Here is a 12,617-nt window from a genome sequence, read left to right as displayed (position 1 = left end):
GTATCACTGTGTTGCGCAGTCGAGAACGATACAAAGCATGGCGATGTACGACCGCGTCTAGTGCTAGAGCCTATTTCGTTCCTTAATAGTTATGTTATAACATCTTTTTAAAGTGCATTGTCGAGCATACAGCAGCTACCCGTTAGCCCACTCGCGCCTGTCGGCAAGCACCAGACGCATCACATTTCACCTCACATCAGGTGCGCCATCCCGGTGCGCAGGCTGATTACTGGAAGGATCACCATGGCCGTATCGAAGATGCGCAGCTTAGCGCTGCGCCGTCCTCTATCGTTGCTTGCATTCGGGCTTTTCCCGCTAACCGGCCTGGCCGAGGTGCTCGAGCTGGGGTCGACGGTAGTGAGTGCCACCAATACCGAGCGAACGCTGAAGGACGCCCCTGCCAGCGTGTCCGTCATCACCTCCGAGGAGCTGAGCAAGCGGCCCGTGCGGAATCTGGAGGATGCCCTGCGTGGCAGCGAAAGCCTGCAGTTCAATGGCGTTGGCATGAGTCGCCGGGGGATCAGTATCCGAGGCATGTCTAGCGAGCACTCGCTGATGCTCATCGATGGCAAGCGCATCAGCACTTCTTCCGGTGCCATCGCCCACTCCGATTTCGACCTGGGCTGGGTGCCGGTGGAGGCCATCGAGCGTATCGAGGTCGTCCGAGGCCCGATGTCATCGCTCTATGGGTCCGAGGCGCTCGGCGGTGTGGTGAATGTCATTACACGCAAGGCCACCGATATCTGGATGGGCAGCGGGATATTGGACGGCGGTATCCGTGAAGATGGCCTTGGTGGGCAAACTCATCAACTGGCTGCATACGCTGGAGGCCCTCTGATTCCCGGCGTGCTCGGGCTGACGCTGAACGGTGAGACCCAGCGTCAACAGGAAACCCCCGACTTCGATAATCTCAAGCTGTCGGAGTTGGAAGGGCGCAATGCCAACAGTGGCGGTGCAACCCTGACCTGGACGCCCGATGAGGCGCAGCGCATCGACCTGGGTCATGAGAGGGGGCGCGAGCGCCGCTGGCGAAACACCGAAACCGGTGGTTCACGGTCGAGCGACTACGAATCCACCGATGTCATCGAGCGCGAACAGTGGTCGTTGGCACATGCTGGCGATTGGCAATGGGGGCACACCCAGGTTCGAGCCTACCGAAACCGATTGGACCGGAAGAACTCCCGTAGCGATGCTGTGGCTCCTACCCGCCCGCAACGTCTGACTGACAGCGTGGTGGATGGAAACCTGAGCGTGCCTCTGTTCGACATGCAGCGTGTGACCATCGGTGGCGAGTGGCGAAAGGAGGAGCTGGAAGACAGCTCTGTGAGCCACAGCGGTGAGGACCAGGCGATTCACAGAGCGCTGTTCGTCCAGGACGAAATCACCTTCAATCCCGATTGGTCGCTGACACTGGGCAACCGCTTCGACATTCACGAGGAGTACGGCTGGGAAAATAGCCCGCGCGCCTATCTGATTCACCACTTCAGCGATAAGTTGACGTTGCGTGCCGGTATCGGCAAGGGGTTCAAGGCACCCAGCCTGAAACAGTTGTCCCCCGAGTACTCCGCCGTCGGTGGCGGTGGTCGCTTCACGATCGTTGGCAACCCCGATCTTCACCCGGAAACCAATACCGCCTATGAGTTCGGCGCTGATTATCAGGCTGACGGCTGGTCGTTGAAGGGCATGCTGTTCGAGAACGATGTGAAGGATCTGATTCAGACGGTCTGTGTCGAGAACTGCGGCATGCGTGGTCGTGAGCTGCGCAACTACGAGAATGTCGAGAAGGCGCGTATTCGTGGCATCGAGCTGGGAGGGGGTGTCGATCTCATGGCAGACCTGCACTGGGCGCTCAACTACACCTACCTGGATGCTCGAAATCGGACTGCTGGACAGCGCCTGGGCGATCGCTCGCGGCACCTCGCTAACAGTGTGTTGAAGTGGAGCCCGACGTCTGCTTTCGAGGCCCAGTTGCGTACTGAATACGTGGGAAGCCAACTGACCTATAGCAGCGACGTGGCGTACTCCTTGCCAGCCTACACTTTGTGGCACCTGGAGCTGAGCCAGAAGCTGAGCCGCAACCTGACGCTGCGCGGTGGCATCGAAAACATCGGCGACGAACGCTTGGCCGACCAAAGCGAGCGCTTCACATACGCCGAGCCGGGCCGTACTTACCACATTGGTTTGGTGGCCAGCTTCTGATGCGTAGCTTGATACTCCTGCTCTGCTGCTTGAGCTGTAGCCTTGCCTCAGGGGCCACTGAGTCGTCGGCGCAGGTGCGGATGCTCAGCAGCGACTTCGTCCTCGCCGGTAAGCATGCAAGACTTGCAACGTGGGCACAGCAAACCGGCGTTCGCTTTGCCAGCCTGCAAAGCCGTGCCCTGCAGGCGCCTGATGCCGACTGGCTGGCGCCAGCGGACCTGTTGATCCTCGATACGCCGCGTCCTTCCGACCTGGCTGTTGTTCAGCAGCGGCTGGGTGACGTCTTGGCGCGGCAACCGGTGCCTTGGATCCGCGTCGGAGGAGGGCCGCCGGCGTACGGTAATCTGCCTGCACCTGTCGCCATGCGCTTGATCGGCTACTACAGCCATGGCGGCGAAGCCAACCTCAAGCAGCTCTTCACGCTCGTACAGCGCAGGAAGGCGGGGCTGCCTTTCGACGACTTGGCAAGGCCTGCGGAGCTACCCAAGACGGGTTTCTACCATCCCGATGCACCATCTCCCTTCGCCCGTTTGGCCGAGTACCTTGCGTGGGGGCACGATCGTTGGGAGGCGCGAGCGCCTCGAATCGCCTTTGCCATACACCGAGGGGTGATCGCTGACGGGCAATTGCAGGCCATCGATGACCTGATCCGGCGTAGCGAACGCCATGGCCAGTTACCGGTAGTCTTCTGGTTCGATGACAATAACCCGAACGCTCTGACCGAGATCTTTGCTGGGGCCAAGATACAGGCGCTGGTGAATCTGCAACACATGCAGAACGGCCCTGCGCGCAAGGCGGAGTTCCTGGTGCTCGACATGCCCGTGCTGCAGACGTTTGGTCACCGAGGGGGCACCGAGGAGCAGTGGCTGGCCAGCCCGAGCGGGATGCAAGCGCGTACAGCGGCTGCCTTCCTCAGTGTCCCGGAAGCCTGGGGCATGAGCGACCCACTGGTGCTCACGGCGCTGGACGACGGTGATCCGGTGCTCATGGTGGATCAGGCCGAAGCCCTGCTGCGAAAACTGGACCGGCTGGTCCGCCTTCGCCAGCTTCCGGCGAAGGAAAAGCGTCTCGCGCTGATGTTCTGGAACCATCCGGAAGGTGAGCGTAATCTCGCGGCTTCCCATCTCAACGTTCCAGCCAGCCTGGCTGCGCTGAGTGCATCGCTCGAGCATGCCGGCTACGAGGTTCCAGCCACTTCGGAGAAGGTGTTGATCGATTCGGGGCAGCGACTGCTGGCAGGCTACTATCGCCCGGAGACGCTGGACCAGCTCCTGCGAGAAGGCCTGGCTGACCGCTTCCCGCTGAAAGATTACCAGGCATGGTTCAATAGCCTCCCGCAGGCCACGCGCGATGCATTGATTGCACGCTGGGGCGACCCTGCCAAGCATTGGGCGCTTCGGGAGGTGAACGGTGAGCGCCAGTTCATCATTCCCGCGATGCATCTGGGCAAGCTGCTGCTGCTTCCTCAACCTCCCAGGGCTGGAAGGCCGGGCGAGTCATACCACGACAGTAAAGTTCCGCCGGATCATCTCTATCTTGCGGTCTACCAGTATGTTCGCGAGCGCTTCCAGGCGGATGCGTTGATTCACTTCGGCACCCACGGCACCCAGGAGTGGCTACCTGGAAAAGATCGCGGGTTGTCTGTCGCTGATTACCCATTCCTGGCGGTAGGAGACATGCCAGTCTTCTATCCCTACATCCAGGACAACATCGGCGAAGCCATCCAGGCACGCCGTCGTGGCCGCGCTGTGACGATCAGTCACCAGACCCCAGCCTTCGCTCCGGCAGGCCTCTACGATGAGTTGCGTGACTTGCATCATCTGATCCACGAGTACGAGCAACTGGACGAGGGCGCGGTGCGTGAAAGAAGCGCAGAACAGATCCGGGCGGCAGTATTGAAGATGGGCATGCAGTCCGACTTCGGCTGGGATGAGGCGTCGATGCGCAAGGATTTCCCGGCCTTTCTCGCGGCGCTGCATGATCATCTGCACGAGCTCGCGCGGGGCGCCAGCCCACTTGGGCTTCACACGTTCGGCGAGCCGGCGTCCCCGGAACATCGCTTGAGCACAGTGATGCAGCAGTTGGGCGAGCCTTACTATCGGGTGTTGGGCCTGGATCCCAGTGAGGTCTTCGCTACGGATTACCAGGACCTCCAAAAAACGCTCCCCTATAGCACACTGAAAGTCTACCTCCGGGAGGGGCGCTCGATCGACGAGGTCCGTTCGCCTGAGCTGAGAGCGCTGCTGGCCAGGGGGCGTGAACTGGATCGTCATCTGAGCGATACCCATGAGATGGCGGCTCTTCTGGCAGGGCTCGAGGGGCGCTTTGTCGCGCCCGGTTCCGGAGGGGACCCGATCCGCAATCCAGATGTGCCTAGCGGTCGCAATCTCTATGCGTTCGAAGCAGACAAGTTGCCGACAAAGGCGGCCTATGAGGCTGGCGGGGAGGCACTGGCGCAACTGATCGAGCAGTACCGGCTCGATCATCGAGGGCAAACGCCACGGAAGCTGGCGTTCAGCCTCTGGTCCTCGGAGGCGATGAGGCACCTCGGGATCGTCGAGAGTCAGGTGCTGCACGCCATGGGGCTGCGGCCGGTCTGGGATGCCGGTGGTCGCGTTGTCGCCCTGGAGGTCATTGCGCTTGGCGAGTTGGGGCGCCCCAGGATCGATGCCGTCTTGCAGGTCACCAGTGTCTATCGCGATCAGTTCGACGGGTTCATGCGCTTGCTCGCCGATGCTGCCGAGCGCTTGGCCGAACGGGATGAGCCAGGCAATGCCATCGCAGAGAACAGCCGAGCGCTGGCGGCACGGCTTCAGCAGGAACAGGGGATGCCGGCCGACCAGGCCCGGCGTTTGTCCCATCTTCGAGTATTTGGCAACGAGCCCGGTGATTATGGGACGGGTATGTCGCAATTGGCACTGGATTCGACGAAGTGGGAAAACGACGCCGAGCTTGCCAAGCAATTTCTGCAGCGCCTGCAGTATGGATACGGGAGCCAGGAATGGGGCGTGAAGCTGAAGGCAGGCAACCTTTTCGCCGAGCAATTGAAAGGTGTCCAGGCGGCCGTCATGTCGCGCTCCTCCGAGCTCAATGGCCTGTTGTCCACGGACCACCCATTCGAGTTTCTAGGTGGCCTCTCGGCAGCCGTGAAGCACCTCGATGGCCGCAGCCCATCGCTCTATATCTCCGATCTGCGCAAGGCCACTCCCCGAACCACGGGGGCCGCCCAGTTCCTGTCCACGGAGTTGCGCGGTCGTTACCTGAACCCTCACTGGATTGGCGAGATGCAGAAGGAGGGCTACGCCGGCACGCTGGAGATGCTCGACCTGGTGAACAACCTCTGGGGATGGCAAGCCACCGACCCGAACATGGTTCGTGCCGATCAGTGGCAGGCGATACATGACACCTACGTCATGGACACGCGCAGGCTTGGTTTGAATGCCTGGTTCGAACAGCACAACCCCACTGCTCAGGCCCAACTCATCGAACGAATGGTCGAGGCGATCCGCAAGGGGTACTGGGACGCCAGCGAGCAGACCCGACGCGACCTCGTCGAGCGCCGGCTGCAGCTCGAAGCGACACAGGCTGGGCCGGTTGGCCAGGAAGCAACACGCACGTTCCTCGAGCAGATGGCGGCTGGCTTCGGTTTGCAAAGTGAAGGCAGTCCTTCGTCAGCAGAGCCAGCCGGCGTGGCGGTGCAGGACGTCACTGGGCAAGTCCTCGAAGAGGTGAAGCCAGACGGCGAAGAGCAACCGCAGTGGCTGCTGTGGTCAGGCCTGGTGTGCCTGCTCGGTTTTTTCGTTGCCGGTGCTACCCGGCAACGCATGACAAATTCTCGGCTTACGGAAAACGCACTATGAATGGTCTTGAAACCAGCATCTACGAACTCACTCGGCTGTTTCTCGTGCCGGTGATGCTGCTGATCCTTGCCTCGCTGGCTTATGCATTCTTCGCGTTGGGCGCTTTTGCCCTGGAGGCTTGGCAACGCCACGCAGGCCGTTACAACTCGAGGCTGGCCAGTTGGCACTGGAAGCATGGCGGCACGAGCGACGACCTGGAACTGTGGATCATGAAGCAGTTGGAGTGGCTGCGTATCACTTCGCGCAGCGCACCGATGCTCGGCCTGGTGGCCACCATGATCCCGATGGGGCCCGCTCTTCTCGCGCTGACGCGCAGTGATTCCCAAGGTATCGGAGAGAACATGGTCGTGGCGTTTTCGTCTGTGATCGTGGCCCTGGTCAGCGCCAGTATCACGTTCTTCATCCTTACCGTGCGCCGACGATGGCTGCTGCAGGAACTACGTAGCCTCGAACGAGCACAGGAGAAGGGCTAATGCGCTTTCTGGACCATGACGAGGCCGATGACCCGATCATTTCAATGGTGAATCTGATCGACCTGTTCCTGGTGGTGATCGGCATCTTGATGGTAGTCATCGTGCAGAACCCATTGAATCCCTTCAGTAAAGACAAGGTAGTGGTCATCGAGAATCCCGGTGAGGCTGACATGCGCATGTTGGTGAAGGACGGGCAGGAGCTGAAGCGCTACGAGTCCAGCGGCGAAATTGGGGAAGGGCAGGGGACCAAGGCGGGTGTTACCTATCGCCTGGCCGATGGAAAGATGATCTATGTGCCAGAGGCTGCCGACACTGAGTGACAAAGGTATCGGCTTTATGAAGAAACGACCCGTGCAGCTTACATGACGATTGCGCTCGCATGCAGTGGGGGCGGGCCTGGTGCCGACAGGTCTGTGCTACCCGCTGAAGAGCGCAACCTCACCCTTGATAGCGTCGTCCAGGTTCACGCTGTGGCCGGCGTTGGCCAGTATCGTTTGAGCGAGGTCTTGCGGCAGTGCGCTGATGTTGCGGCCGGTGCGAATGTCGGCTTCCAGCAGGCTGAGAAATGCGCCGATGGCTGGGTCTTCATGAGCCTTGTCCGCGCGGGTGACGACTACCTCGCCAACTCGCACGTTCACAGTGGTGTGTCCATGATGCCGAGACTCTTTCACAGGCTGTCCGGGTCCCCGAAGAACATCTGTATCCTCGACCTCAACCAACGCTCCGCCGGGTCGTTGTCCTGTGCACCGCGCCAGGCCATGTGCAGCTCGAAGCTACGCACATCCAGGGGCAGGTCCTCGGCACGCAGGCCGCCGGCGGCGGTCAGGGCGTCGGCGGTGTAGTCGGGCACCGTGGCGACGATGTCGGTCCCCGCCAGCAGGCTGCCCAGGCCGTTGAACTGGGGTACGGCCAGGACCACATGGCGCTTGCGACCGACCTCGTCGAGGGCTTCGTCGATAAAGCCCGAGAGGTCGCCGGCAAAAGACACCAGGGCATGCGGGCGGGCGCAGAAATCATCCAGGCTCAGGCTGCCGGGCATGCTGTCGGCACGCAGCAGCTTGGGCATGCTGCGGCGCAGCACCTTGCGCTTGGCGTTGGCCGGCAGCTCGCTGGTGTAGCTCACGCCCACCGAGATTTCTCCCGAGGCCAGCAGCGTGGGCATCAGCAGGTAGTTGACCCGGCGCACCACCAGCACGATACCCGGCGCCTCGGCCCGGATGCGCTTGAGCAACTGCGGCAGCAGGGCGAACTCGGCGTCGTCCGACAGGCCGATGCGGAACACCGAGGTGCTGGTGGCCGGGTCGAACTCGGCGGCGCGGCTGACCGCGGTAGAGATCGAGTCCAGCGCCGGCGAGAGCAGGGCGAAGATCTCGTGGGCCCGCGCCGAGGGCTCCATGCTGCGCCCGGTGCGCACGAACAGGGGGTCGTCGAACAGGTTGCGCAGGCGCGACAGCGCGGCACTGATGGCCGGCTGGCCGAGGAACAGCTTCTCGGCGGCACGGGTCACGCTGCGCTCGTGCATGAGCGTCTCGAACACGATCAGCAGGTTCAGGTCTACGCGACGCAGGTCGTTACGGTTCATCGATGCGTTTCGCCTATTCGCCTAAAGTGGGGCAGGGGTGAATCTTAAGGCCAAAGGCTGTTACCCTGCACCGGTTTCCGGGTGCCAATGCACAGATACGCCGGGAGCCCAATCAATGACAGGCATGTCGACTATTAATGGCCACTGATGGTCTAACCGTGAAAGCCCGGATAAAGTCCGTGGTAATACGAGGTTCACACAGGCGAGGTATGCGATGTCCCGCATGATCCGATTCCACAAGTTCGGTGCGGCCGATGTGCTCCGCTGCGAAGAGCAGCCCGAGCCATCCCCCGCGGCGGGCGAGGTGCAGATCCGCGTCGAGGCGATCGGCGTCAGCTGGTACGACGTGCTCTGGCGGCAGAACCTGGCGCCGTCCCAGGCGCGCCTGCCGGCGGGGATCGGTCATGAGATGGCTGGCGTGGTCACTGCGGTGGGCGAGGGGGTCGAAGACATCGCGGTGGGCGACCGAGTCGCCAGTTTCCCGGCCACCAGTGCCAACGACCACCCGGTCTATGGCGACGTCATCGTCCTGCCGCGCACGGCCATCACCCGCTACCCCGACAACCTGACGCCGATCGAAGCCAGCGTTCACTACACACCGATGCTGATCGCCTATTTCGCCTACGTCGACCTGGCCCGGGCCAAGGCTGGCCAGACTGCCCTGGTCACCGATGCCAGCCACTGCGCGGGGCCGGCGTTCGTGCAACTGGGCAAGGCCCTGGGGCTGAAGGTGTTCGCCGCCACCAAGGCGCCGGAGCAGCGCGAGTACCTGCTGGCCCTGGGAGCCGACAAGGTGATCGTCACCGAGGAGCAGGACCTGCTGCTGCAGATCAACAAGTACACCGATGGTCGGGGCGTGGACATGGTCCTCGATGGCATGGGCGGGCCGCAGATGTCGCTGCTCGGCGATGTCCTGGCGCCGCGCGGCAGCCTGGTGCTGTACGGCCTGCAGGGCGGCAACCAGACACCCTTCCCGGCGTGCGCGGCGTTCCAGAAGAACATCCAGTTCTACGTGCACTGCATCGGCAACTTCACCGGCAAGCCGGAGCTGGGCATCAGCCAGGACCAAGTGGCCCTGCAGCGGGCCCTGCGCGACATCAACCAGTTCACCGCCGACCAACTGTTGACGCCGCAGATCGTCAAGGTCTACCCCTTCGACCAAGTGGTGGAGGCCCATCGCTACATGGACGAGTGCCCTTGTGGCGGCCGTGTCGTGCTGGACATGGGGTGAGGGTGCGTTGACGTGTTAGTCGTCTGTGGGGGCACGAAGTTGCCCCCTTTGCATGTTGGCTTTCAGATATCTCCTACAGCCTTTAAATAAACTGCTGACAGATTTAAAGGCTGCTCTTTCTTTTTTGTCCTCAATCTTTCCGCGTTCCCAAGAAATTTAAAGCAGGTTCGACCGAGCATTGTCGAAGTCGGACAGGGCTGAATGGTTTTTTTCCCTTGATCTGTATCTTTTATTCGTGCTGCAACGCTTGATAATGGCGGAGTGATAGTCATTGCAAGGAGCACCGGATGAGCTGTGGAAGGCCTTGGGGTATGGGCGAGGCGGCGGTAAACAGGGGGGAGGGGACGTCGTTTTTCTCAATGGCTTGGCGACAGCATATTGTCACTTCGAACTTTCCCAAAGCTTTGTGGGAAAAGTCCTGATAGTTGATTTTTATGTGTTTCACGCTCGACAATTTTCGCCAAGACGGCATGTCGAGAAACATGGAGTGTTCCCATGAGCAATATTCACGATCAAGCCATGCACTATATCTACCAGCAAGTTCTGGAACGTTTGCTCGCGCATATGTCCCAGGCGCAACGTGCCTCGTTGCAGTTGCTGATCCAGCGCCTGCTGGTAGCCGCCGGGGGGCCGGAACACATCGGCAGGTTCCAGTTGCTGGTGGTACACGGCGGCGACCGGCGCAGTGCCCATTTGCTGGCCAGCCTGCGGGCCGCTCAACTGAGCATCGCCGTGCGCACCCCCGATACCTTTCGCCTGCGGGTGCTGGTCGCCTGCCTGCCCTACACGGGCCAGGAGGCCCTCGGTCACCATGAGCGCTGTTTCAGCGCGCTGTTCCTGCAGGACGACCCTCGGGTGGAACTGCTCATGATGGCGGACGACAGCCTGCAGCCCTTCGACAGCCGCAGCCCAGTGGCGATGCGGCCCTGGGCAAGCGCGCGCGAAACGCTGCTGTTGTTCGGGCACCTGGCCGAGAGAAGTCCAGAGGCCTTGCTGGGCAGCCGCCTGCACCTGCAACTGGCCAACGCCGTGCGCCTGGCGCTTGGCTGGAACGGCGGGGCGAGCGCGTTGGTCACGGCGCTGCCCGAACGCCAGCGACGCCGATACCTGGCTTGGGGCCGGCGGGTCCTGCGCCTGGCCGGGGAGCCGGCCCCGCAAGCCCTGGCGCAGTGCGCGGCGGCCCTGGCCGAAGGGCTGGGGCGATTGCAGGCGTTGGCCGACGCGCCCCTGGCGCCGCCCGCTAACCCGGCGCAGCAGGCGGACACCGAGGCGCCGCTGCGGGTGATCGCGGTCGATGACCTGTTGCGCCACATGCTGGCGCAGGATGGGCTCGACCGTATGCTGGGATGCCAGGCGGTTGGCCAGGCCGCGCTGGCGGGCTGCTTCGAGCCGCACCTGGTGGCCAGCCTGCGGCACCTGCAGGCGCGGTTGACCGAGCGTTATGCCCAGCGGCAACCGGCACGGTTGTCCCTCAGGGAGGCCCAGCGGGGCTGGGCGCAAAGGGCCCATGAGCCGGAGCGGGCGCGCTTTCTGCAAGCCCAGGGTCTCGACGAGGCGCAATTGGGCTGCCTGCTGTTCGCACCGTTCGCCGAGCGTGGGCGCGGCCTTGCGTTCTTCGTGCAGTGCTGCCATCCGCGCATGCGTGTGGCCCTGCCTTACCTGCACAGGGCATTGCAGGGCAAGCCGTGCCCCGAGGCGGTGAAGCGCTGGCTGGTGGATATCAGTGGCCTGTCCCTGGCGCAACTGCAGGCGATCTACCTGGGGCGGCTCGAGCCATCGGCCAGTCGATTGCTGGCTGGCCTGGCACGGCGCAGCGCCGACCTGCGGTGGCTGGCGTGCCCGTCATCGGCCTGGGAAACGGTTCGTCAGGCGGCGCCTTGATGGGCCGGTCAGTACGGGGTGAGTTCGCTTACCAGGCGGTGTACCGCTACCTCGAGGCCCTGATCGCCCAGGTCGACCCCGATGGAGACGGGCGCTTGCCCTCGCTGCGTGACCTGGCGCAACGGCTGCGTGTCTCCCTGGCCACGGTGCAGAGTGCCTACGGCCTGCTGGAGCACGAGGGACGGGTGCGCTCGGTACCCAAGTCTGGCTATTTCGTACGATTCGGCTCCAGGGACACCGGTGTGACCTTGCCCAGGCCACAGGCCCGGCCGCTCTTCGCCTTGCCGATGCCGTCCCCGCCACCGCTCGAGCGCGCGCTGCTCGCCCAGGAACGGCGCCTGTCGCGTCAGGCAGCCCGGCGCGGGGCAGGGGACGCGCTGCTACGCAATGCCCTGGCTGCGCGCTACACCCGGTCGTCCGGGCACTACTGGAGTGCGGAGCATGTCCACCTGGGTAGCGACGTACAGGCGCTGCTGGAGACCGTGCTGCTCGCCTTGCGCTTGCGTGGGGCGACAGCACTGGTGGCTGCGCCTTGCTGCTGGCGTCTGCTGCAGGCGCTACAACGGGCCGGGATGCGTGTGATCGAGGTGCCGCTGGAGGCCGGCGGCGGTCTGGATCTGGACAGCCTGGCGCGCCTGCTGGACCGCGAACCCGTGCGTCTGGTGGTCATGCCATCGTGCCTGGGCATGCCCCTCGGGCATCTCATGCCCGTGGGCGATCAGCAGGCGATCGCGGCCTTGCTGGCGCAACATCCGGCCTGGCTGTTGGAAAACGACCTGGACAGCGAGCACTGCTACGACGGGCCGCCGGCCTCACGCCTGCGTGACTTGGCCGCCCCGCGCAGGTTGCTGGTGCTGGGGACGCTGGAGGCCACGGTCGGTGCCGAGGCGCCTTACGCCTATGTGCTGTGCCGCCACGCCGGGGTGGGCGAGGCCTGCGCCAGGCGTGGCTTCCTGCTGCCGCCCCTGCGTCAGCAGGCTCTCGCGCACCTCTATGCAAGAGGGGACATCGATGCCTGCCTGCCGGCACTGCGTGCGGCGTTGCGAGCCGGGATGGAGCGGTTGTGCCAACGGGTCGAGGCGTACCTGGGCGACCAACTGACCTTTGCCATGCCCCAGGGCGGCTGGGCGCTCTGGGTGTGCCTGCGCTACCCGGCGGACCTGCAGCATGTCCAGGAGGCGGTGGCCGGCACGGCCTTGTTGGTTGTGCCGGGCAGGTCGTTCAGCCTCCAGGGGCGCTATCGGCAGCATTTGCTGCTGATCTGGCAGGGAGAGTGTCGCGATGCGTTGGACAGGGCGTTGCGCGCGCTGGGTGGAGCCTTGGCCCAGGCACCAAGGCCGGCCAGTTGAATGTGCGGCTGCAAGGCAGCCCCAAAAATGACAACGCGCCAC

General features: G+C 63.2%; 8 protein-coding genes and 1 pseudogene. 7 read left to right on the top strand and 2 right to left on the bottom strand.

All coding sequences use genetic code 11. The features are described 5' to 3' along the window. The first annotated feature begins 258 nt into the window (after positions 1-258). From ACDI39_RS05615 to ACDI39_RS05600, 4 genes are read left to right on the top strand one after another with little or no spacing between them, the layout of a single operon-like run. Positions 259-2,199 carry a TonB-dependent receptor domain-containing protein gene (locus ACDI39_RS05615; protein ID WP_225789114.1) on the top strand — a complete coding sequence of 647 codons (1,941 nt, stop codon included), beginning with the start codon at positions 259-261 and terminating at the stop codon, positions 2,197-2,199. Beyond that, on the top strand, positions 2,199-6,059 hold the full coding sequence (cobN, locus tag ACDI39_RS05610) for a cobaltochelatase subunit CobN (protein WP_486537969.1): 3,861 nt from the start codon (positions 2,199-2,201) through the stop codon (positions 6,057-6,059). Before ACDI39_RS05615 ends, cobN begins: the two co-directional genes overlap by 1 nt. Continuing rightward, a complete protein-coding gene (locus ACDI39_RS05605) occupies positions 6,056-6,532 on the top strand; it encodes a MotA/TolQ/ExbB proton channel family protein (protein ID WP_410045593.1) in 477 nt (158 codons plus the stop codon). Before cobN ends, ACDI39_RS05605 begins: the two co-directional genes overlap by 4 nt. Further along, on the top strand, positions 6,532-6,852 hold the full coding sequence (locus ACDI39_RS05600; RefSeq protein ID WP_368815550.1) for a DUF2149 domain-containing protein: 321 nt from the start codon (positions 6,532-6,534) through the stop codon (positions 6,850-6,852). The genes ACDI39_RS05605 and ACDI39_RS05600 overlap by 1 nt, the downstream gene beginning before the upstream one ends. Before the next feature lie 96 nt (positions 6,853-6,948). On the opposite strand, the pseudogene ACDI39_RS05595 reads toward ACDI39_RS05600, so the two are convergent. Together ACDI39_RS05595 and ACDI39_RS05590 are read right to left on the bottom strand one after the other, a co-directional pair. Continuing rightward, positions 6,949-7,164: pseudogene (locus ACDI39_RS05595) on the bottom strand (AbrB/MazE/SpoVT family DNA-binding domain-containing protein); the annotation flags it as partial. 35 nt (positions 7,165-7,199) lie between these two features. Next, entirely contained in the window at positions 7,200-8,114 is a 915-nt protein-coding gene (locus ACDI39_RS05590) for a LysR family transcriptional regulator (RefSeq protein WP_225789020.1), read from the bottom strand. A 214-nt stretch (positions 8,115-8,328) separates the two neighbouring features. Here ACDI39_RS05590 and ACDI39_RS05585 point away from each other — a divergent pair, with 214 nt between their 5' ends. From ACDI39_RS05585 to ACDI39_RS05575, 3 genes are all read left to right on the top strand, one after another. Further along, complete coding sequence (locus ACDI39_RS05585; RefSeq protein ID WP_225789021.1) at positions 8,329-9,345, top strand: zinc-dependent alcohol dehydrogenase family protein; 1,017 nt, start codon at positions 8,329-8,331, stop codon at positions 9,343-9,345. Between the two features lie 495 nt (positions 9,346-9,840). Then, complete coding sequence (locus ACDI39_RS05580; protein ID WP_253080220.1) at positions 9,841-11,226, top strand: hypothetical protein; 1,386 nt, start codon at positions 9,841-9,843, stop codon at positions 11,224-11,226. After that, on the top strand, positions 11,226-12,575 hold the full coding sequence (locus ACDI39_RS05575; protein WP_253080221.1) for an aminotransferase-like domain-containing protein: 1,350 nt from the start codon (positions 11,226-11,228) through the stop codon (positions 12,573-12,575). The genes ACDI39_RS05580 and ACDI39_RS05575 overlap by 1 nt, the downstream gene beginning before the upstream one ends. Positions 12,576-12,617: the final 42 nt, after the last annotated feature.

Source organism: Pseudomonas sp. Tun-23181, from assembly GCF_057415455.1.
This window is presented reverse-complemented; position numbering and strand designations above follow the sequence as displayed.

What these genes read in the sequence shown, in the direction of transcription:
- ACDI39_RS05615 (WP_225789114.1), top strand. Translation starts at nt 259, where the DNA reads ATGCGCAGCTTAGCGCTGCGCCGTCCTCTATCGTTGCTTGCATTCGGG.
- cobN (WP_486537969.1), top strand. Translation starts at nt 2,199, where the DNA reads ATGCGTAGCTTGATACTCCTGCTCTGCTGCTTGAGCTGTAGCCTTGCC.
- ACDI39_RS05605 (WP_410045593.1), top strand. Translation starts at nt 6,056, where the DNA reads ATGAATGGTCTTGAAACCAGCATCTACGAACTCACTCGGCTGTTTCTC.
- ACDI39_RS05600 (WP_368815550.1), top strand. Translation starts at nt 6,532, where the DNA reads ATGCGCTTTCTGGACCATGACGAGGCCGATGACCCGATCATTTCAATG.
- ACDI39_RS05590 (WP_225789020.1), bottom strand. Translation starts at nt 8,114, where the DNA reads ATGAACCGTAACGACCTGCGTCGCGTAGACCTGAACCTGCTGATCGTG.
- ACDI39_RS05585 (WP_225789021.1), top strand. Translation starts at nt 8,329, where the DNA reads ATGTCCCGCATGATCCGATTCCACAAGTTCGGTGCGGCCGATGTGCTC.
- ACDI39_RS05580 (WP_253080220.1), top strand. Translation starts at nt 9,841, where the DNA reads ATGAGCAATATTCACGATCAAGCCATGCACTATATCTACCAGCAAGTT.
- ACDI39_RS05575 (WP_253080221.1), top strand. Translation starts at nt 11,226, where the DNA reads ATGGGCCGGTCAGTACGGGGTGAGTTCGCTTACCAGGCGGTGTACCGC.